The 20,220-nt window shown below is 67.2% G+C and carries 15 protein-coding genes; 3 read left to right on the forward strand and 12 right to left on the reverse strand.

Annotation, left to right across the window (positions count from 1 at the left end):
• The first annotated feature begins 74 nt into the window (after nucleotides 1–74).
• The gene (locus tag AMK34_RS07700) at nucleotides 75–1,277 is read left to right on the forward strand and encodes an acyltransferase family protein (protein ID WP_073843923.1); all 1,203 of its coding nucleotides are present in this window, start codon (nucleotides 75–77) and stop codon (nucleotides 1,275–1,277) included.
• Nucleotides 1,278–1,479: 202 nt separating this feature from the next.
• Here AMK34_RS07700 and AMK34_RS07705 read toward each other — a convergent pair whose 3' ends face one another.
• The 12 genes from AMK34_RS07705 to AMK34_RS07760 all read right to left on the reverse strand — a co-directional run bounded on the left by AMK34_RS07705 (nucleotide 1,480) and on the right by AMK34_RS07760 (nucleotide 18,220).
• Nucleotides 1,480–2,247, reverse strand: a complete 768-nt coding sequence (locus tag AMK34_RS07705; RefSeq protein WP_073843925.1) for a thioesterase II family protein — start codon at nucleotides 2,245–2,247, stop codon at nucleotides 1,480–1,482.
• A gap of 25 nt (nucleotides 2,248–2,272) precedes the next feature.
• Nucleotides 2,273–3,406 (reverse strand): acyl-CoA dehydrogenase family protein, encoded by a 1,134-nt coding sequence (locus tag AMK34_RS07710; protein WP_073843927.1) that lies wholly within the window; start codon nucleotides 3,404–3,406, stop codon nucleotides 2,273–2,275.
• Complete coding sequence (locus tag AMK34_RS07715) at nucleotides 3,396–5,309, reverse strand: B12-binding domain-containing radical SAM protein (RefSeq protein WP_073843929.1); 1,914 nt, start codon at nucleotides 5,307–5,309, stop codon at nucleotides 3,396–3,398. Before AMK34_RS07715 ends, AMK34_RS07710 begins: the two co-directional genes overlap by 11 nt.
• Nucleotides 5,306–7,744, reverse strand: a complete 2,439-nt coding sequence (locus AMK34_RS07720; protein WP_083649769.1) for a non-ribosomal peptide synthetase — start codon at nucleotides 7,742–7,744, stop codon at nucleotides 5,306–5,308. Before AMK34_RS07720 ends, AMK34_RS07715 begins: the two co-directional genes overlap by 4 nt.
• 25 nt (nucleotides 7,745–7,769) lie before the next feature.
• A complete protein-coding gene (locus AMK34_RS07725) occupies nucleotides 7,770–9,017 on the reverse strand; it encodes an aminotransferase family protein (protein ID WP_228694956.1) in 1,248 nt (415 codons plus the stop codon).
• 192 nt (nucleotides 9,018–9,209) lie between these two features.
• Nucleotides 9,210–10,454 carry a cytochrome P450 gene (locus AMK34_RS07730; RefSeq protein WP_073843933.1) on the reverse strand — a complete coding sequence of 415 codons (1,245 nt, stop codon included), beginning with the start codon at nucleotides 10,452–10,454 and terminating at the stop codon, nucleotides 9,210–9,212.
• Nucleotides 10,455–10,502: 48 nt separating this feature from the next.
• Nucleotides 10,503–11,252 carry a hypothetical protein gene (locus AMK34_RS07735; protein ID WP_073843935.1) on the reverse strand — a complete coding sequence of 250 codons (750 nt, stop codon included), beginning with the start codon at nucleotides 11,250–11,252 and terminating at the stop codon, nucleotides 10,503–10,505.
• A gap of 110 nt (nucleotides 11,253–11,362) precedes the next feature.
• Nucleotides 11,363–12,442, reverse strand: a complete 1,080-nt coding sequence (locus AMK34_RS07740) for an abortive infection protein (RefSeq protein WP_073843937.1) — start codon at nucleotides 12,440–12,442, stop codon at nucleotides 11,363–11,365.
• An 18-nt stretch (nucleotides 12,443–12,460) separates the two neighbouring features.
• Complete coding sequence (locus AMK34_RS07745; protein WP_198941644.1) at nucleotides 12,461–13,690, reverse strand: cytochrome P450; 1,230 nt, start codon at nucleotides 13,688–13,690, stop codon at nucleotides 12,461–12,463.
• Between the two features lie 172 nt (nucleotides 13,691–13,862).
• A complete protein-coding gene (locus tag AMK34_RS07750) occupies nucleotides 13,863–15,392 on the reverse strand; it encodes an MFS transporter (RefSeq protein ID WP_038512349.1) in 1,530 nt (509 codons plus the stop codon).
• Between the two features lie 36 nt (nucleotides 15,393–15,428).
• Entirely contained in the window at nucleotides 15,429–16,784 is a 1,356-nt protein-coding gene (locus tag AMK34_RS07755; protein WP_073843941.1) for a condensation domain-containing protein, read from the reverse strand.
• A gap of 14 nt (nucleotides 16,785–16,798) precedes the next feature.
• Complete coding sequence (locus tag AMK34_RS07760) at nucleotides 16,799–18,220, reverse strand: tryptophan 7-halogenase (protein ID WP_241832740.1); 1,422 nt, start codon at nucleotides 18,218–18,220, stop codon at nucleotides 16,799–16,801.
• Nucleotides 18,221–18,467: 247 nt separating this feature from the next.
• Here AMK34_RS07760 and AMK34_RS07765 point away from each other — a divergent pair, with 247 nt between their 5' ends.
• A complete protein-coding gene (locus AMK34_RS07765) occupies nucleotides 18,468–19,115 on the forward strand; it encodes a dihydrofolate reductase family protein (protein ID WP_241832711.1) in 648 nt (215 codons plus the stop codon).
• 210 nt (nucleotides 19,116–19,325) lie between these two features.
• Nucleotides 19,326–20,018 (forward strand): O-methyltransferase, encoded by a 693-nt coding sequence (locus AMK34_RS07770; protein WP_073843946.1) that lies wholly within the window; start codon nucleotides 19,326–19,328, stop codon nucleotides 20,016–20,018.
• Nucleotides 20,019–20,220 lie beyond the last annotated feature (202 nt).

A 20,220-nucleotide genomic window follows, 5' to 3' on the forward strand; every position in this document is an offset into this window, starting at 1 on the left:
GCACCCTGCGATCGTAAGGGCCTGAGGACGGGAGGAAGTCGTGTTCCCCGAATTCCGGCGAAAGGACGGTCACTATGGCGACCAAAGATGAAATCAGGACAACGAGACTACCGGCTGGAAAAGCGAGGACAAGGCTTCCTTCACTGACCGCTCTGCGGATCATCCCCGCGGTACTGGTGTTCATCAGCCACGGCATGGTCCACCCGCTCTTCACCGACAACGCCATCAACGAGTCGTACCTGTACATCACCCGCAACATGGGCGTCATCGCGCTCTCGTTGTTCTTCATCCTGAGCGGGTTCATCCTGACGTGGTCGTCCGAACCCACCGATACCGCGCGGTTGTTCTGGCGGCGGCGGTTCTTCCGCATCTTCCCGAACCACCTCGTGGTCTGCGCGATCATCCTCGTCATGATGGTCCTGGCGGGCCGGGAGATCATGGGGACCGAAGTCCTCGTGAGCCTCCCGCTCCTGCAGTCGTGGCTGCCGGATCCGAACTTCCTCCTCTACTCGGCGAACGGCCCCACGTGGTCGCTGTCGGTCGAAATGCTGTTCTACGCGGCATTCCCGCTCTTGTTCTTCCTGGTCAAGAAGATCCGCGGTAACCGGCTGTGGCTGTGGGCGGGCATCATGGCCGTGGGCGCCCTGCTCATGCCGGTGATCGCTCGCGTGTTCCTGCCGGACGAGCCGATGAGCTTCTTCTCCGACGGCGGGGTTTCCTGGCCGCAGCAGTGGTTCTCGTTCTACTTCCCGCCGGCGAGGATGTTCGAGTTCGGGGCGGGCATGATCATGGCCCGTATCCTGCAGACGGGACGCTGGCCGTCGATCCGGCCGATCGTGCCCCTGCTCATGCTGGTCGTGGTCTTCCTCGCGACCCTGCCCTTCGACATGATCGCGGGCTTCCAGGCGGTGGCGCTCATCCCGGTGTCGCTGCTGATCACCTCGATGGCCGCGTCCGACCTCGCGGGCAAGGAGAACTTCTTCAACCGCAAGACGATGGTCTGGCTCGGGGATCTGTCCTATCCGTTCTTCCTCGTCCACGTCACCGTGTTCTTCTCCCTGCACGCCGCGTTCAGCGGTCAATGGGGCGTCGGCGGCATGTACGAGGCCAAGCAGTTCGGCACGCTGGGCGGAATCGCGGTCCTCGTCGGCGGCTTCCTGCTCTGCCTGTTCGTGTCCTGGCTGCTGTTCGTGCTCGTCGAACGCCCGATCATGCGCCGGTGGTCCCGGCCTCGGCGCAAGACGGCGGAGCTGCCGCTGTCGTCGGTGCGGTCCTGAGGAACGTTCAGTCGAATGCCCCGGCCGGATTCCGGCCGGGGCATTCCCTTGCGTGGACCACACTCGCGTGGCTGGAGACGGGACTCGCGTGATTGGGGGCGGATCTCGCGTGATTGGAGGCGGAACGTGTCTGATCACGCGAGTCACGTGTCTGAGCACGCGAATCACGTCTTGGCGCTACCCGCCGCGGTGACGAACGAGTTCAGTCACCGGTGGGGCTCGACCCCAGCACGTCGGCCAGGTCGGTCATCACCGCCGCGGTGAGGTCGCCGACGTGCTCCTGCAGGAAGAAATGGCCGCCGCGGAACAGCCTCGGACCGAGGACCGGCTCGCCGTATTCCTTCCAGTCCGACAGCGTTTCCGCGGGGGTGACCGGATCGTCGTCCCCACCGAACACCGACACCGGAACCGGCAGCGGGGCTTCCTCGCGGTAGACGTAGCTTCGGCACAGCCGGAAGTCGGCTCGCATCACCGGCAGCACCAAGGCGCGGACGTCCGGGTCGTCGAGCAGATCCGTCGCCGGGCCGGCCAGCCCGGCCGCTTTCGCGCAGAAGGCGTCATCGTCGTCGTCGGGATCCGGCATCGTGACGTGCGGTACCCCGTGAACGGGCCAGGACGCGGCCGCGAGCAGCGCGGGCAACGCCGTACCTTCCGCCTGCAGGATCCTGGTGGCCCGGTACGCCAGCATCGCTCCCATGCTGTGGCCGAACAACGCGTACGGCCCTTCCTCGGCCGACAACCACTCCGCGACGGCCTGCGCGGCGGTCTCGCAGTCTTCGAACGCGGGCTCCCGGTGCCTGGCCTGCCTGCCGGGCAGCCGGACGGCCCTGAGTTCGACCCAGTCCGGGACGAAGGGCATCCATGGCCGGTACGTCGACGCTCCCCCGCCGGCGCACGGAAGGCAGTACAGCCGCACCCGGGCATCGGGTCTCGCCTCGAATGCCTGATACCACAAAGGACCCCGCGCCATAATCAGTGTTCCTTCCCGGCTCCGCTCAGATCAGCGACTGGGCGATGGTTTCCTTCATGACCTCGGTGGTGCCGCCGTAGATCGTCTGCACCCGGGTGTCGACGAACTCCCTGCCGACCCGGAAGTCGCGCGTGAATCCATATCCGCCGTGCAGTTGCAGGCATCGATCGACGGTCCGCCGGGCCAGCTCCGTGTTCCACCACTTGGCCATCGCCGCGTCCTCGGAACCGAGGCGGCCGTCGGCGTGCTCGGCCACGCAGCGGTCGGTGAACGTCCGTGCCACCGCGAGCGAGGTGGCGAGTTCGGCGAGCACGAACCGGGTGTGCTGGTGGCTTATGAGCGTGCCGCCGGAAACTTCGCGGTCGCGGCAGTACCGCACGGTCTCTTCGAACACCGATTCCGCGCCCGCGAGCGCCGACGTCGCGATCCAGAGCCGTTCCTGCCGCAGATTGCGGATCAGGTAGGCCATCGCGCGCCCCTCGGTGCCGAGCACGTTCCCAGCGGGCACGATCACGTCGTCGAACGCCAGCTCGCACGTGTCCAGCGCGCGCATGCCGATCTTGTCGATCCGTTCACCCACCGTGAGTCCCGGCGTGCCGCGTTCGACGGCGAGCAGGCTGAACTCGGTGTCGCGGGACCCGGTCCTGGCGACCACGAGCAGCAGGTCCGCCTGTTCGGCATGCGAGATGAACGTCTTCCGTCCATTGAGGACGAAATCGCCGCCCGACCGGCGCGCGGTGGTGCGTACCCTGCTCAGGTCGCTGCCCGCGTCCGGCTCGGTGATCGCGATGGCGGTGACGAGTTCGCCGGAGCAGAACCCCGGCAGCCAGCGCCCTCGTTGTTCCGGGGTGGTCAGGGTGCGCAGGTAGGGCCCGACGATCTCGTTGTGCAGCGACAACGACGGCGCATGGACGCCGGCGCGGGCGAACTCCTCCGAAATCACCACGTGGTAGCGATAGTCGGACTCGCCGCCGCCACCGTAGACGGCGTCGACGTCCATGCCGAGCAAGCCGTGCTTGCCCGCCACCCGCCATACATCGCGATCGACCAGCCCGTCGGACTCCCACTGCGCGTAGTGCGGCAGGACCTCCCTGGCGAGGAAGGTCTTCACCAGCTCACGGAACTCTTCGTGCTCGCCGCGGAACACCTCACGCCGCATTGAGAGCCCCGAAGGTCCCATCGGGCGCCACCGTGGCCCACGACGGCACGATGTCGCGGAGCCGGTTCATCATCCCCTGGCAGTAGGCCGCGTTGTGGTCGAGGCTCCGGTGCCGCGGGTACGGCATCTTCCGCCGGCCGACGTGGTCTAGGCGGACGCGAGTGCCCTCCGAATCGTCCGGCGCCCCGATCAGGTCCATGGCCGACTCGGGTACCTCGAGTTCCACCTGGTAGCGCGAGCGGTTCACGACGGTGACGTGCTCCAGCTCGATCGACGGCGGGGACACCGGTTCGCGGTAGACATAGGGGCGGGCGACGAGATCGAGCTCGAAGGCGATCCGCTGCCTTTCGGTGGCGAGCCAGCCGCGCTCGGTGAGGAAGTCGCGCAGCAGTGCGTCCAGTTCCGCCCGGTGGGAGTGCAGCACCATGTGCAGCACCTTGCCGGTGTTGTTGAGGTCGTAGTTGCGCAGGTTCGTCACCGAGTCGGCGAAGAACGCGCAGATCGGGTTGTCGGTACGCCGCTGGAAGTAGTCCACCGCCGAGGTGAGGAACTCGCCCCAGGAACACGTGCCGTCACGGTCCAGCTCGGTGGCGATCAGCCGCGCCGCACGCGCGTTGTACAGGGTGATCACCGCGTAGGCGAACCAGACGCCGGCCTCGTAGTCCTCCCTGGAGACCCACTTGGTGCCCACCACCACGTCGGCCTCCGCCACCGGGTCCTCGACCCGCACGGTCTTGATGCCGAGCAGTTCCTGCCGTTCGTACATCGGGGTGTTGCGCAGCAACAGCTGCGGATACATGACGATCGCGTCGGCCGAAGACTCGCACAGCCGCGCGATCCCGGATTGGAAGGATTCCAGCGTCTCACCGGGAAGCGGCCAGATGAGCTCGGTGTACGAGCTGATCTTCTTCTCCTTGAGCTTGTTCTGCAGCTCGACGTAGGTGGTCTCCTTGATGTTGGCGCGCTGCACCATTTCGAGCGTGCCGGGGCTCAACGTCTGCAGCGAAACCGGCTGGCTGGCCAGCATTCCGCCCTCGACGAGGATCTCGGTGATCTCGGTGACGCGGTCGGGCCGGTTCTTGGCCGCCTGCATCGACACCATCATCGGGTAGCCGTTCTTCTGCTTGCAGCGCACCAGATGCCGGGTCAGTTCCACATCGCGCGGCAACGCGCCCCAGTTCGCGTCCGCGAGGAAGATGCTCTCGATGCCGTGCTCGCTGAGCCAGGTGAGATCCTTGAAGACCCGGTCCTCTTCCCAGCGGAACACCTTGTCGTTGGTCGCCGCGCCCCAGAAACAGTACGAGCAGCTGAACGGGCACCCGCGGTTGGTCTCCACCACCGCGAACGTGTACTCGCCGCCGTCGAACACGCCGGCGGCGAACGGTGAGGGGATCTCGTCCAGCTCTTTCAGCCGCGCGGGTTTGTCCGTGTCGACGAGCTCGTCGCCCGCGAAGAAGCTGATACCGGGCACCGTGTGGAAATCCGGTTCCGGAGCGAGAAGCGCGCGCAGGTACGCGGCGAAGGTCTGTTCGCCTTCGCCGTTGCAGACCACGACCCGGTCGCTCCCGTGGGGTACGTACTCGGTCGCGTGGTTCATCACCTGCGGGCCGCCGAGGATGACGTGGGCGTCGGGCCGCGCGGCGAGGATCCCGTCGAGCAGACGCTTCGCCGCGCGCATGTTCCACAGGTAGCAGCTCAGCGCGAAAACCTCGGTGTCGCCCGAAAGCAGCTGCTCGAGCACGGTCTCGGTCGGCGTGGTCGACGGGGAGGAATGGATCTCGAACGTGAACGTCTCCGCGATCTCCGGGTCCTGCTGCGCGAAGGCCTGCAGGTATCCGGACGCCAGCGGCAAAGTGTTGGGGTAGAGGGGAAGTTCGACGAAGGTGACGTGTCTTGTCGTCATGCCGCTTCTCCGGGATTCGTCTCGCCCTGCTCGAGTTCGGCCGCCAGTTCGTGCAACACCTCGTACTCGAACAGGTGCTCGGCGCCGAGCCGGATACCGCGGGCGCGGGCCCTGGCCGCGAGCCGCATCGCCGTGAGCGAGTCGCCGCCCAAGTCGAAGAAGCTGTCCTCACGGCTCACCGAGCCGATGGAGAGGACCTCGCACCACAGCTCGGCCAGCACCCGTTCCAGATCGGTCGCGGGCGCGTCCCCGTCCCCGCCGCCCGACGGCGCACGGCGAGCGAGCTCCCCGCGATCTGTCTTGCCGTGGGGGGTGAGCGGGAACGCGTCGAGCACCGTCACTTCGGTCGGCACCATGTAGTCGGGCAGCACTTCGCTCAGCCTGGCCCGCAGCCCGGAGCCGTCCGGTCGCCGGCGCGGGTCCGGCCGCACGTAGGCCATCAGCCTGCCGCCACCGGACTCGGACGTGTGGATCACCGCGACCGCGTCCCGCACGCCCGGCAGCGACCGGACGGCGGCCTCGACCTCTCCCAGCTCGATACGGAATCCGCGAAGCTTCACCTGGTTGTCGACACGGCCGACGAACTCGATCGATCCGCCCGGCCGTACTCGCACCAGGTCACCCGTCGCGTACTGGCGGCCAGAAGGACCATCGGCGAACTTCAGCGCGGTCAACTCCGGCCGGTTGAGGTAGCCGAGCGCGACACCTTCCCCACCCAGGTACAGCTCGCCGACGGCTCCCGCCGGGACCGGCGAAAGCCGCTCGTCGAGTACGTGCGCCTCCACGTTGGCGAGCGGGGTTCCGATCGGCGGGGCCCCGGACCGCGGTGTGCTCATCTCGCCGCACGTCGCCAGCATCGAAGTCTCGGTGGGGCCGTACACGTTGTACAGGCGGAACGGCAGACCCGCCGGCGGGTACGCGGGCAGCTTCTCACCACCGACGAGCAACGAACGCAGCCGTGAGCCGAGCTCGGCCCACGGCTGGCCGAACAGTTCCACGCCGAGCGCGGTCGTGACGAAGCACGTGGTGATCTCCTCGCGGCACAGCCACCGCGCGAGTTCGACCGCGGAACGCCGGATCCCTTCGTCGGGAATGCACAACGTCGCGCCGTTCGCCAGGCACGGCCACACCTCCAGCGACCACCCGTCGAACGACGGCCTGGCCAGCTGCGGCATCCTGTCTCCCGGCACGACCTCGAAGGTCTCCTGGTACCAGTTGACGAGATTGGTCAAACCCCGATGCGGCACCAGCACGCCCTTGGGGAGGCCGGTCGAACCCGACGTGTACGTGACGTAGCAGGCGTCCCCGGGCGCCGGGCTGACGAACTCGCCGGTACCCCCCTGCCCCTCGAGGACATCGTCGACGACGAGGACGGGGTGGTCACCCTCCGGCAGGCGCGAGTCGTCGGCGGCGCGGGTGAGGATCAGACGGCAGTCCGCGTCGTCGAGCATCGTCGCCAGCCGCGGGCCGGGCTCGTTGAGGTCGAGCCCGACATAAGCCGCGCCGCTGAGCGAAACCGCGAGCGTGGCCGCGACGAGCTCCGGCGAGCGGTCCAGCAGCAGCGCGACCCGGGTGGCGGGCCCGACCCCATTCGCGGCGAGTACGTCCCGCAGGCGCGACACCCGCTCGAGCAGGTCTCCGTACGTCCAGGCGACATCGCCGTGGACGACCGCCATCCGGTCGGGGGCGCGTCCCGCCCACCGCACGAACCGCTCCGGCGCCGAGGTCAGGTCCTCGTAGGCGACCGTCGTGTCCGGAAACTCGGTGCCCGCCTCGGCGCCGATGTCCAGGGCCGCGACGGGCAGCGCCGGTTCGGCGGCCGCGGCACGGAGCAGGGCGGCGAGATGCCCGACGATCCTCCCGGCATCCGCACGGGACCAGGAACCCGCGTCGTAGTACAGGGTCGTGGCGAAATCGTCCTCGACCGTCAGCCACAACGTCGTACCCGCCAAGGACAGCGGCGAGAGGCTCGTCCCGGCCGGAGCCACCACGATCGGCACCCCGTCGCGGCCCGGCGCGAGCTGCTGTACCGGCTGTCCTTCCCCCGCCGCGATGCTCTCCAGTACCTCGGCGAAACTCGCGTCCGACGACAGCTCCCCGGCCACCACCGACACCGTCGGCGGGGTGCCCCCGACCGGCCGCGCGACGGCGGCGACCGCCACGTCGGCACTCCGGGTGAATCGAGCCAGCAGCACGGAGGTGGCGGCCACGACCGTGTCGACCGGTGAGCCGGACGCCGCCGACGCCAGGGCCCGGAGCCGCTCCAGGCTCACCGGGTCCCACGCCGTCGACACGCTCTCGAGCCGGAACTCCGCTGACTGGTGCTCGGGCCAGCCGAGCGGGAACGGGAGCGTCACCCGCGACGCGATGTCCGATTCCCCCGCCGGCCGAGCCGCGCGCAACAGCGCCACAGGCTCGATTTCGATTCCTGACATCGAAGCTGCCCCTCCAGTTTCTTTCTCAGCTGCCCGTTCGGGAAAGCACTTCGACGATGGACTTCGTCGTGACCTCGGTCTCGACCTGGGTCATGACCAGCGGCGGCGAAAGGATGATGTTGTTCCCGTAGGGCCGCACGATGACGCCGTGGTGCTTGCGGATCTCGTCGGCGAGCCCGAAGACGGCGGGGATGTCCATCGGCGCCCTGCTCCCGCGGTCGGCGACCAGCTCGATCGCGGCCATCGCACCCTCGACCCGGACGTCGCCGACCGAGGGCAGGTCGGCCAGCGGGGCCAGCCCGGCACGGAACCAGTCGCCGATCGACAACGCGTTGGCCGCGAGGCCTTCACCCTCGATGATGTCGAGGTTGGCCAGCGCCACGGCGGCACCGACCGGGTGGCCGCTGTAGGTGTGACCGTGGAAGAAGCCCATGTCCGCGGTGATGGCTTCCGCGATTTCGTCGGACATCAGCACCGCGCCGAGCGCGAAGTAGCCGCTCGTGATGCCCTTGGCCGTGGTGACGAGGTCCGGTTCCATCTCACGCTGCACCGAGTCGAACCAGACGCCCGTGCGGCCGAACGCCGTCACGACCTCGTCGGCGATCAGCAGGATGCCGTGGCTGCTCAGCACTTCCCGCACCCGCGGCCAGTAGTCGGGAGGCGGGGTCAGCACCCCGCCACCGGCCATCACCGGCTCACCGATCATCGCGGCCACGTTGCCGGGCCCGAGGCGGGCGATCGTCTGCTCGAGCTCGGCGATCAGGAAGTCCGTCGGGTCCTGATCTCCGTAGAGTTCGCCTGCCCGGTAGAGGTACGGCGGCGACAGCTTCTCCACGTGCGGCAGGTTGGGCCCGACCCCGATCTGCATCGGCTCGAAGCCGGTGAGCGTCCCGGAACCGTAGGTGCACCCGTGATACGAGGCCGACCTGGAGATGATCCACGTGCGGTCCGGCTCACCACTGCGGACGTGGAACAGCCGTGCGGCCTTGATGGCCGTGTCCACACTCTCCGAGCCCCCGCTGGTGAAGAACACCTTGTTCAGCCCGGCGGGCGCGTGCTCGGCGAGGCGGGCCGCGAGCCGGATCGTCTTGTCGTTGCCGAACTCGTGGAAAGTGGTGAAGTATTCGAGTTCCTCGACCTGCTTCGCCATGATCTCGGCGAGCTCGCGCCTGCCGTGCCCGACATGGGAGTTCCACAGACCGCCGCCGGTCGCGTCGAGCAGCTCGGTGCCCTCCGCGTCCCAGACCGTGGATCCCTTGCCACGGACGATCACGACGCGCTCAGGCGCGCCGGAAGACTCATGCGGGTGTACAACGTGGCGCCGGTCCAAGTCGGCGAGCTCCGCCGCTGACGCCAGTTTCTCCGGGGTCCATGGCGTATTTGTCACGTTGATTCCAATCGTGAGAAAGTCTTTCTCCGAGTTTATCGTCCGGCGTTTCGGGCCCTGTTCTCCAGAATTGTCACATCACCAGGAGACAGGGAAAGAAAGGAGGCGCGGCACGGTGAAGTCGTTGTACCAGGGAATCTCTTCGACGGGTACGGCCGGCCGGAGCGTGGGAACACGGGCGATCAGGGTGGTGAACACGATCTCCAGTTCGAGCCGGGCCAGATTCCGGCCCAGGCAATGGTGGACCCCGTGGCTGAACGCCAAATGGTCGGTCGGCACCTGGGTGACGTCCAAGGTCTCGGGGCGCGCGGTCACTGCGGGATCCAGGTTGGCCCCCGCGAAGCTCACCAGGACACCGTCGCCGGCTTTGATGACCTCGCCCGCGATCTCGATGTCCTCGGTCGCGACACGCGAGAGCTGCTCGACCGGGCACACATAACGCAGGATCTCTTCGATCGCCCCGGGAATGAGCGACGGGTCGGCGACCAGCGCGTCGAACTGCCCCGGAGTGTCCAAAAGCGCGAGTGTGCCCAGCGCGATGGTGCTGGTGCTGGTGACGGTCCCGGCGACCAGGATCGCGAAGGCGAACTGCACCAGTTCGTCGTGCCCGAGGTCGCCGCCGCGGACGTGCCGCTCGATCAGATCGTCCAGCAATCCCTTGCCGGGCTTGGCTTCCTTCGCCTGGATCAGCCGGAGAAGGTAGCCGGTCAGATCGTCCATCGCCTGATCCGCGCGCTCCGGATCGAACAGTTCACGCGCGGGCCCCTCGAACGACTCGCGCTCTTCGTAAGGGACACCGAGGAAAGCGCAGACCACCTTCATCGGCACGGGCCCGGCGAAATCGGCCACCAGATCGGCCGAAGCGCCGGCACCGAGCATCACGTCCAGTTGCTCGTCGACGATGCGCTGGATCTCCGGCCGGTGCGCGGCCACGCGCCTGGCGGTGAGCGCGGGCAGCAACATCCGCCGCTGCCGCGTGTGCTCGGGCGGGTCCACGCCGAACAGTACGCCTGCGAACCCGCCTTCCTCCTCCTTCGCCATCTCCCTCGTGGCACGCATGTGCAGGTGCCGCTCGTCGAGCACGGGAAAGTTCGGGTAATGCGCGAGGCTGGACATCCGCGGGTCCGCCAGCAGTGCACGGGCCTCGACGGGCCCGGTCACCAGCCACGCGGTGCGCCCGTCGTACAACCGCACCTTCGCCACGGGCCCGTCTCCACGCAGTTTCGCCGTGCTCTGGGAAGGCCGGTACGGACATTCACGCGCGAGGGGGTAGTCCGGCAGATCCGAAGAATCCCTCTGCGGTGTGTTCACCTCTGCGGTCATGACCCCTCTTTGCCTCGAACGGACGCGCCGACTATTCCGAAAACGAACTCAACCGTGGTACCGCAACGCCCGCTCGTACATGATCCGGGCCGCGCGCACCGCGATGGCCGGGTCCGGGTCGAGCGACCAGATGAACAGATTCCCGACGGCGACGAAAACGTACTCGGCCGGGCACTCGCCCTCGTGGAAGTTGTACTTCGTGAGCAAGGCCGCCTCTTCCTCGTTGGCGGGCTTCGGGAAGGTCGTCGTCATCCTCGTGACGAACGACTTCCCGAACAGCAGCCGCAGCGGCCGCTGCTCCACGAACGTCACCTGGCCGGTGATCTTTCCTTCGAGCGTCATGGTTCCCGTCGCGCAGCTCGCCACGGCGGTCCTGACCCTGTTGACGTCGAAGCCCCCGGGAATCTTGGCGACCACCTGCAAGAAGATCGCGGGGCCCCGGCGCCCGAACTGCATCCACCCCGTTCGCGTGCCCAGCCCGCCCACGGAATCGTCGGCGAAGCTGAGGCACGACTCGGGCGAGGACGTCATCCCCGGGGTGCCCAACCCGCCGTCCTCGGCGGCCTGTGCCAAGGTGATCGGGTCCATGGTGACGCTCCCCGGCGCCTGCTGGTCAGGAGGAACCAGCACCGACGCCAGGGAGGTGCTCCAGCGCTGCGAGGCCTCGGCCGCAGGCTGGTCCGAGACCACTGCCGATAAGGCCAATGTCGCCGCCATCGCCACCGCCATGAGCCCCCGGCCGAACACCCTGCCGTTGAAGTGCATTTCCCGCTCCGATCTTCGGACGAACTTCGTCATCGGGCCTGCGCCATGTGGTTTCGGCCGCCTCTAAAGAATGCGAAAACGGAAAGCGACTCTCGTCCTCGATCCCGCTCACCGGGCAGCAACGGCAAGATGGAACAAGCTTCCTACCGGCCGCCGCGCGCGATCTCCTGGAAACCGAGGTGGGCATAGTGGTCGGCGATCGCGTGAAAGGCCTCTTTCGGCTCGACGCGATAGCCGGACGCCGGGTCGGAGAAGTCGTCCCGGATCGTCTTCACCAGCGCCATGCTCGCCGTGTCGAGATCCAGCCGGGGATCGGTCGAGTGCGGATGGGTGGGGTGGATGAATTCCGAGACGGTGACCCCCGCGGCCCCCGCGTCCTCGAAGATCTCGAACATCTTGAGGTGATAGGCGGCCTGCTCGCCCTCGTCGCGGGTGTAGCCGTCGAGGACCGTGGGCACGTCCTGGGCTCGATCGACGATGTCCCAGAAGAAGAAACCCTTCTTCTCGGCTCCCTGGTAGGTCGCGGTCCCGAACTCGCTGATCAGCACGGGCTTGTTCCAGCGCAGGTACGAACCGACCAGGTCCTTGTGCTCCGCCGGCGTCAGCCCGGACGGAAGGTACTGGTACATCAAGCCGATCGTGTCGAACGGATCCCAGTCGACGACCTCGAACGGAGCCGCCGAGTAGCCGACGGAACCGCTGAAGTTCCCCCGCGCCACGACGGCCGCCTTGGCGAGGAACTCGTTGAGCCGGGGCGCGGCGGCCGCGACGTCGACGCGCGCGGTGGGCTTGAGCAGGTAGTGCTCCGCGTCCGCGTACACGTTCGCCATCCGCTCGTGATACGTGTCGCCTTCGATGAGCCCCGGCGTGAAGACGAGGTGCACCGCACCGACGGTGAGGCTGACCTTCGCGCCTTGCTTCCGCAGGGACTCGGCGAGCCGCGCCGCCTCCGCGAGGTGGTCCATGATCTCGTTCACCGGCCGGTCGACCAGCCGCGGCTGAAGCAGCACGTGGAGTTCGCGCTCGATCGCCGCGGTCGCGGTCTGCGCCAGCCGGTCCAGGTCGGTGCCGTAGACGGTCACCGAGTTGCAGTTGAGCTGGTCGCTGATGAGGCTGATCTCGGCCTCCATCGCGGACTCATCCCATACGGTCCGGGAAAGATCGCCCTGACCGGTCGCGAAGTTGGTACCCGTGTCGTAGGCGACACCGCGGTAGGAAAGCATCCTGCGTCCTTTCGTTCCTCACCAAACCACTGGGAATTCGAAGAGCCGCTGCAGCGTCCCGTCGTTGTTGTTGCTGGGGAGCTGGTCGGCGGGCAAGGTCGAGCGCAGGTCGGGCATGCGCTGGACCAAGGACCGGAACGCGACCTCCAGTTCGAGCCGGGCGAGGTTGTCGCCCGGGCATCGATGGATTCCGTGGCTGAACGAGAAGCTCGGCCGGGGCGGGCGCCGGATGTCGAAGGTGTCGGGTTCCGCGGCCATCTTCGGATCGAAGTTGACGCCGGCGCAGCTGATGAGGATCCCGTCGCCCGCCTTGATCTTCGCCCCGCCGGGAAGCTCGATGTCCTCGGTCGCGACCCTGGCGAACGCCTCGACCAGCGAGACGTAGCGCAGGATTTCCTCCACCGCGCCGGGGATCAGGGAGTGGTCGTCGCGCAACGCCGCCCACTGTTCCGGGTTGTCCAACAACGCCAGCGTTCCCAGCGAGATCACGTTGGTGGTGGTGTCGGTGCCCGCGACCAGCATCGCCATCGCGATGTGGACCAGCTCCGAGCGGGTGAGCGTCCCCTTGTGCAGCTGGTCGACGATCAGGTCGTCGATCAGGCCGACCGGTTTCGCGCCGGGATTGTTCTCCTTCTTCGCGATCAACCGGTCGAGGAAGTCACCGAGTTCCGTGGTCGCCTCGTCGGCGAGCTCCGGTACGAACAGCTTGTGAGCCGACGTCTCGAATTCCTCGTTGTCCTCGTAGGGAACACCGAGCACGTGACTCATGACCATGGAAGGAACCGGCTGCGCGAAGTCGGCGACCAGATCACCCGGCGCGCCCTTGCTCATCATTTCGTCGAGTTTCTGATCGACGATCCGCTGGATTTCGGCGTGGTATTCCTTCGTCCGGCGCAGCGAGAAACGCGGCATGATCATCTGCCGCTGCTTGGTGTGCTCCGGCGGGTCGACGCCGAAAAGGACGTCGGCGTATCCGCTGTCGACGACCTTCTCGAATTCTTCGTTGAGCAGCGGATAATTACCGTGGTACGGGCGAATGGAGACCCGCCGGTAGTCCGACAGCACGGCGCGGGCCTCCGCGGTACCGGTCACCAGCCAGGCCACGCGGCCGTTGTAGAGCCGGACCCTGGTCATCGGGCCGTCTTCACGCAGGTCGACGTGAACCTTCGAGGGCCGGTACGGGCATTTCGACTCCCGTTGGATCGGGAATCCCGGCAGGTCGGCCGAATGCGATGTTGTAGACGTCACGGACACCCCTTTGTCATGCTTTCCATTCAAACCGGCACGTCGCTGTTCATAAGAGCGACAAGATCGTGTGCGACGCATTCATGTAAAGGGCCACCCGAGCTCCCCGAAACAAGTATCGTCGTCCGGCACGGCGGTCGCATCTCCGTGTATGCGACCCACGAGCCTGAAGCGTTCACACCCGGGACTCTTCCGGCGCCCCGGTGGCGGGGAATCGGCGAAGACCGACGACCGCGAGTACGGCGAGCCCGGCGAAGAGCACGGCCGTGACGATCGTGACGACGTGCAGTCCGCTCGAGAACGCCGCACGCCCGGAGTCGAGAAGGGCGGCGCTCACCTCCGCCGGATACCGCTCCGCCGCGGATACCGCTCCGGGGAGGCTTTCGGCTGCGTTCACGTCGTGGACGCCGGCCGGGACGGTGACCTGCGTACGGTAAACGGTGCTGCCGACCAGGCCGAGTACGGCGATCCCCAGTGCCGCCCCGAATTCGTTGAAGGTCGAGGACATGGCACCGGCGGCACCCGCCTTCTCCGGCGGAACCGACGACATGATGAGGAACGGGCTCAACGTGCCGTCCGAGCCGACACCGAAGTACACGACGACGAGCCCCACCAGGAACATCGCGAGGCCGCCGGAACCGTTCGCCACGGTGAGCACCACCATGCCCACCGCGGCGATCGCCGACCCAGCCGCGAGTACGTACGCGGGCCGGATCTTCCGCGCCAAGAGCGGGGCGAGGTTGACCGCGACGATCATGCCGAGTGACGGAATCACCATCCACAACCCGATGGCGACCGGTGAGAGACCCTCGACCAGCTGCAGGTACAACGAGACCATCATGCTGGTACCCGCCATGGCGAACGCGCTGAGCAAGGCGAGCAGCAACGCCGCCGTCACCGCGCGGTCGGCGAACAGACTCAAGTCCAGCAAGGGAGCACGCAGGGTCCGCTGGCGACGCACGAACACGAGGAAGAAGAAGACGCCGGCGAGGATCGCCGCGACCGGCACCGGCTCCGGACCGCTTCTGCCCAGTTCCTTGAAGCCGTAGATCGTCGGCAGTATCGCCATCAAGGACAACGCCACACTGGCCAGGTCCAGTTTGCCGGCGGCGGGGTCGCGGGATTCCGGCAGGACGAACGGGCCGACGAGCAGCAACAGCCCCATCACCGGCACGGCCATCAGGAAGATCGAGCCCCACCAGAACGCCCCGAGCACCAGGCCGCCCGCCACGGGACCGAGGATGAGCCCCAGCATGACCGAACTCCCCCACGCGCTCATGGCGGTGCTCATCTGCCGGGGATCGCGGAACATGTTGCGGATCAACGCCAGCACCGACGGCATGACCGTCGCGCCCGCGACGCCGAGCAAGGCACGGGCGCCGATCAGTATCCCGGTGGAGCTCGCGTACGCCGCCAGCACCGAGGTCACCACGAACGCCGCGGCGCCGAACAGCAGCACCTTGCGCCTGCCGATCCGGTCGCCCAGCGTCCCCATCATGACCAGGAACCCGGCCATCGTGAAGGCGTAGATGTCGGTGATCCACAGCTGCTGCGTGGCGTCGGCGCCGAGGTCACCGCTCATCCGCGGCAACGCGAGGAACATCACCGAGATGTCCAGTGTGGTCAGCATGGTCGGCAGGCACAGCACCGCCAGGCCGACCCATTCCCGCCAGCCGGCGCGGGCGGGCGCCTCAACCGTGGTCATCCGCGCCCTCACCCGTGGTCGTGACCCCGTACGAGGTCACGACTGTCGTACACCGACGAGGACGTCGGCGAGCACCCGCCGGAGCTCGGTCACCCACGAGGCGATCGTGTCCTCGACGAACAGGTCGGCGGTGTAGCCGATCTTGCCGACGATGTCGCCGTCGTGATGCAGTTCCAGTGCCCACAGCGCACCGTCCGGCAACTGCGAGCCGACCGGGGCCGACAGCACCCGCCTGCGCATCGCGGTGATGCGAAGATCGCCGACGACCTGTTCGTCGCTCATCATGAACGGCGACTGGACGACCTGGAACACGCATGACGCGCTGTCCGGCTTCGACACCTCGTCCATCAGGTTCGGTGCCTCTTCGATGATCTGCATGAACGGAAGCTCGTGCGCGTAGGCGCGCAGGCAACTCGCGCGCACTTGTGCGATCACTTCGCGGATCCCGACGCACTCGGCGATGTCGAAGCGCAACGGCACGAAGTTGTAGAAGGAACTGACCGTGTTCTGGATCCAGGCCGGGGTGCGCCCCGGCGTGAACGTCGGCACGACCAGGTCGGTTTCCCCGGTCTTGTCCCGGAGATAGACCAGATACGCGGCGAGCAGCACCATGAACACCGTGCTCTTGGTCTCCGCGGCGAGTTCCTCCGCGGAGGTGCGGAACTCGGCTTCGAGCAGGAACCGGTGCCAGCCGGTGACGAACGAACGCTCCTCGGCCCGCGGCAGATCGGTCGGGATCGCGACCATCCGCGCCCCGTCCAGATACTCCCGCCAGAACTTCCGGGCGGCGACGACGGCGGGGCCGTTCGCGTTCTCCCGTTGCCATGCGACGTATTCGTGCAGCTGACGCACCTCGGGCAGGTCGGGCGCCCGCTGATCCCGCCTGGCACCGTAGAACTCGGTGAGGTCGCGGATGACCAGCTGCGCCGACCAGCCGTCGACCGCGGTGTGGTGCGCCACGAGGACGAGGACGGCGTCCCGGTCGTCGAAACGGCCCAGGATCAGCCGGACCCGCGGCATCTCGTCGAAGGGGAATTCCTCGGCTTCGACATCGTTGAGGAACTCCTCGGCGGCCCGTTCCCGGTCAGCGGCGTCCGGGATGTCCCGGATCACCAGGTCGGCCGAGCTCGGCAGGAACACCGCCTGATGCAGGTCACCGTCATTGACCACGATGCGCGTGCGGAGCGCTTCGTGCCGGGCGACCAGATCGTCCAACGCGCCCTGCAACGCGTTCACGTCGAGTTCGCCGAGAAGGCGCCAGCCCCCGACGATGGTGTACATCGGGCCGAACGGCCCCATCCCGTCTCCGTGGTCGACAAGGCTGAGGAACTCCTGCTGGAGCGAAAGCGGAAACCGGTGCACGCTACCGGCCGTCGACTCTGTCACTGACATGACCGTGATTCCCTTCAGCTCGCCTGCTGCTGGACAGGCCGGATCCAGTGCATTCCGTCGGCGGAAGGCACCAGCCCGCCGTCACGGACCGGGGTCCGCTCGTCGGCGTTCGCCCCCAGGCTGGCCTGAACCTGGATTCGGGTGCCCTCACGGGACACCGAGCGGGCGAGCTCGGTCTTCAACAGGTCGCGGTCCTCTCCCGCGACCAGCACCGGACGTTCCACCGCGTCGGAAAGCTCCTGGAACGCGGGTGCCCGCTTCCCCAGGTAGGCCTTGGCGTCGATCAGGGCTCCCTCACCCGACGAGCCACCCCCGACCAGTTCCACGAACGACTCGACGTCCGAGGCCGCGTTCCCGGTGACCTTCTTAGCCCTCCAGAAGTACGACGACTCGTCCTCGTGCATGTCGTAGAACGCCACCAGGAAGTCGTGGAACCTCGCATACTCGGCGCGATACCGCGCTTCGAACTCCTCGCAGGACTCGGTCTCCCCCGCGGTCCCCGCCAGCACGGTGTTGATCGTCCTGGCGGCGAGCAGCGCGCTGTAGGTCGCCAGGTGCACGCCCGAGGAGAACACCGGGTCGATGAAGCAGGCCGCGTCGCCGGCGAGGATCAGCCCCGGCCGCCAGAACTTCTCCTGGATGTAGGAGTAGTCCTTGCGGACCCGGACCTCGCCGTAGGGACCAGTGGTGACCCGCCGCGCGTCCGCGAGATAGTCCGCGATCAGCGGACATTCGGCGATCAGGTCGAGCAGGGCCTGCTCCTTGTCCCCTTGAGCGCGTTCGAGCGCGTCCGGGTGGAGCACCGCGCCGACGCTGGTCAACGTGTCGGTCAGCGGGATGTACCAGAACCAGCCCGAATCGAAGGCCGCCGCGAGAATGTTCCCCTCGTTCGGCGCGGGCAGCCGCTTGCCGCCTTCGAAATAGCCGAACAACGCCAGATTGCGGAAGAACTCCGAATAGCGCCGCTGTCCCCCCACCTTTTTGTGGATCCGGCTCCCGTTCCCCGAGGAGTCCACGACGAACCGTGCGGACACCTCGTGGGTGGCACCGTCGGCGTCCGTGTACCGCACGCCGCAGACCCGGCCGTCGGCATCCTCGATGACATCGGCGACCGAGGACTCCTCCCGAACCTCGACCCCACGACGGCGAGCGTTGTCCAGCAGAATCTGGTCGAAGCGCATCCGCTCCACCTGATAGGCCGTCGACGCCTCCGACACGAATTTCGAAGAAATTCCGAAAGAAAAGGTCCAGGGTTCCGGATTGCGGCCCCAGCGGAACGTTCCTCCGCGTTTCAGCATGAACCCCGCTTTGTCGAGTTCCTCCGACACGCCCAGCAGCCGGCACACTCCATGCACCGTGGCCGGGAGAAGCGATTCCCCGATCTGATAGCGCGGGAACTTCTCCTTCTCCAGCAGCAAGACCCGATGTCCCTGCATCGCCACCAACGTCGACACCGCCGAACCGCACGGGCCTCCACCCACCACGACGACGTCGAACCCAGCGGTCTCGGCACTCACAATAGATCTCCGTCCTGAACTCGAGGGTCAGAACTGGATCGTCGCACGGAGACGGAGCACGGAGCTTCTCCTGAGTTGTGACCCCGCCACGGGTGCGGCGGGGTAAACCATTTCGATACGAAGAGAGCACGGGAGAAGTGGACAACGACCGGTCATGGTGCCAGGGTTGAGCGATCGAGAAGTGCTCGATACATCGCGCAAGAAGGGATTTCTCATGCCAAAGGTGGCGACTCAAGCGTCCGTGTCGCTGGACGGTTTCATCGCCGGTCCGGAGAACGGGGGTTTTGAGTACCTTTTCGCGTGGTGCCGTGCCGGCGATGTCGAGGTGCCCACCGCGTCGGGCCGGTCGTACAAGGTCGCCGAGGCGTCCGCCGACTATGTCCGTGACATGATCGAGGGCTACGGTGCCCTGGTCGTCGGGCGAAACCAGTTCGACGGCATGGACGGGTGGGGCGGACAGCACCCCATGCGCGTGCAGGTCTTCGTGGTCACCCATTCGGTACCCGAAGGCTGGGCCCCCGAAAGCGACGAGTTCGTCTTCGTGACCGAGGGCGGCGTCAAGGCCGCGATCGACCACGCCAAGGCGGTCGCCGGGGACAAGAACGTCGGCGTGGGCCCGGGCATCGTCGCCCGCGAAGCGCTGGAAGAAGGGTTGCTCGACGAGGTCCGCCTCGACCTCGTGCCGTACATGCTCGGCGACGGAGTCCGTTTCGTGGACACGCTCGGCTCCGCTCCCAGGAAATTCGGCGAACCCCGGGTCATCCAGGGCAAGAAGGTCACGCACCTCATCTACCCCGTGGAGACCAACGAATAGCGGCTCCCTTTCGGGCGACGGCGGGCCGGGCGGGTGATTCCGCCCGGCCCGCCGTCTGCCTGCGCTCCTGTCGTGGTCTCTCGGGTCGTGGGTCGCGCAAGGTTAAGGACGCGCTCGCCCTCGAACTCCGGTGACGATTGCCCGGCCCGGTGTGCTCGGCCAACGCGGTGTCCCACCCGGGTGACCCGTACCGACCACCAGGGAGCAAAGATGGGTAGCAGCACCCCGTTCGCCGAGATCAAGCACGTTTCGGTCGACCAGGCCACGCGTGACTACCTGCTCGAGTCCTGTACACCGCCCGATCCCGCGGTGAGCGCGCTGATCGAGCGCACCGAAGCGGTCGGTGACGCGGCGGGCATGATGGTCCCCGCCGAGCAGTTGCAGCTGCTGACGATGCTGACCGGGCTACTGCAGGCGACGACCGTCGTCGACGTCGGAACCTTCACCGGTCTTTCCGCGCTGGCGTTCGCTCGCGGGCTTTCCGCCGGCGGGCGGGTGATCACGTGCGACGTGACCGACAAATGGATCGAGCTCGCGCGGGAACACTGGGAGCGCGCCGGCGTGGCGGACCGTATCGATTTCCGGCTCGGGCCGGCCGGGCGGACACTCCAGAACCTGGCCGAAGACACCGTCGCCGATCTCGTCTTCGTCGACGCCGACAAGATGAACTACCTCAAGTACTACGAGGCGGCTGTCCCCCTGTTGCGCCGAGGTGGTTTGTTGGTTGCTGACAATGTACTGCTGGACGGGCTGGTCCTGGACCCCGAACTCGCGGAGCCGGGGCTCCCGCGCCGGTGCGCGGAGACCTTGCGCGTGTTCAACGCCAGGCTCGCGGCCGACGATCGGTTCGAGACGGTGATGCTGCCCATCGCGGACGGGCTCACGATCGCCAGGAAGCGCTGACCGAACCGCAGTGTCATGAGGGTGCCCCATGGGACGGATGTTCCATGGGGCACCCTCTTGTCATGTCCGGTGTCTACAAAGGACACCAGGTGACAGCGGATTCGGGACGTTGAGCGTCCGTAATCCTCCCCGCTCGACGTCCGAGACCCGTGCGCCCCTCGACACACCGAGCAGCCAACCCTGTGCCGGCCAGGCGATTCGT

This window comes from Amycolatopsis sp. CB00013 (genome assembly GCF_001905755.1).
Taxonomy (GTDB): Bacteria; Actinomycetota; Actinomycetes; order Mycobacteriales; family Pseudonocardiaceae; genus Amycolatopsis; species Amycolatopsis japonica.

Bases quoted from the DNA above. Each gene is read 5' to 3' on its own strand.
- AMK34_RS07715 (WP_073843929.1), bottom strand. From the start codon at position 5,309: ATGACGACAAGACACGTCACCTTCGTCGAACTTCCCCTCTACCCCAAC.
- AMK34_RS07735 (WP_073843935.1), bottom strand. From the start codon at position 11,252: ATGACGAAGTTCGTCCGAAGATCGGAGCGGGAAATGCACTTCAACGGC.
- AMK34_RS07720 (WP_083649769.1), bottom strand. From the start codon at position 7,744: ATGTCAGGAATCGAAATCGAGCCTGTGGCGCTGTTGCGCGCGGCTCGG.
- AMK34_RS07760 (WP_241832740.1), bottom strand. From the start codon at position 18,220: ATGCAGGGACATCGGGTCTTGCTGCTGGAGAAGGAGAAGTTCCCGCGC.
- AMK34_RS07740 (WP_073843937.1), bottom strand. From the start codon at position 12,442: ATGCTTTCCTACCGCGGTGTCGCCTACGACACGGGTACCAACTTCGCG.
- AMK34_RS07705 (WP_073843925.1), bottom strand. From the start codon at position 2,247: ATGGCGCGGGGTCCTTTGTGGTATCAGGCATTCGAGGCGAGACCCGAT.
- AMK34_RS07710 (WP_073843927.1), bottom strand. From the start codon at position 3,406: ATGCGGCGTGAGGTGTTCCGCGGCGAGCACGAAGAGTTCCGTGAGCTG.
- AMK34_RS07770 (WP_073843946.1), top strand. From the start codon at position 19,326: ATGGGTAGCAGCACCCCGTTCGCCGAGATCAAGCACGTTTCGGTCGAC.
- AMK34_RS07730 (WP_073843933.1), bottom strand. From the start codon at position 10,454: ATGACCGCAGAGGTGAACACACCGCAGAGGGATTCTTCGGATCTGCCG.
- AMK34_RS07700 (WP_073843923.1), top strand. From the start codon at position 75: ATGGCGACCAAAGATGAAATCAGGACAACGAGACTACCGGCTGGAAAA.
- AMK34_RS07750 (WP_038512349.1), bottom strand. From the start codon at position 15,392: ATGACCACGGTTGAGGCGCCCGCCCGCGCCGGCTGGCGGGAATGGGTC.
- AMK34_RS07755 (WP_073843941.1), bottom strand. From the start codon at position 16,784: ATGTCAGTGACAGAGTCGACGGCCGGTAGCGTGCACCGGTTTCCGCTT.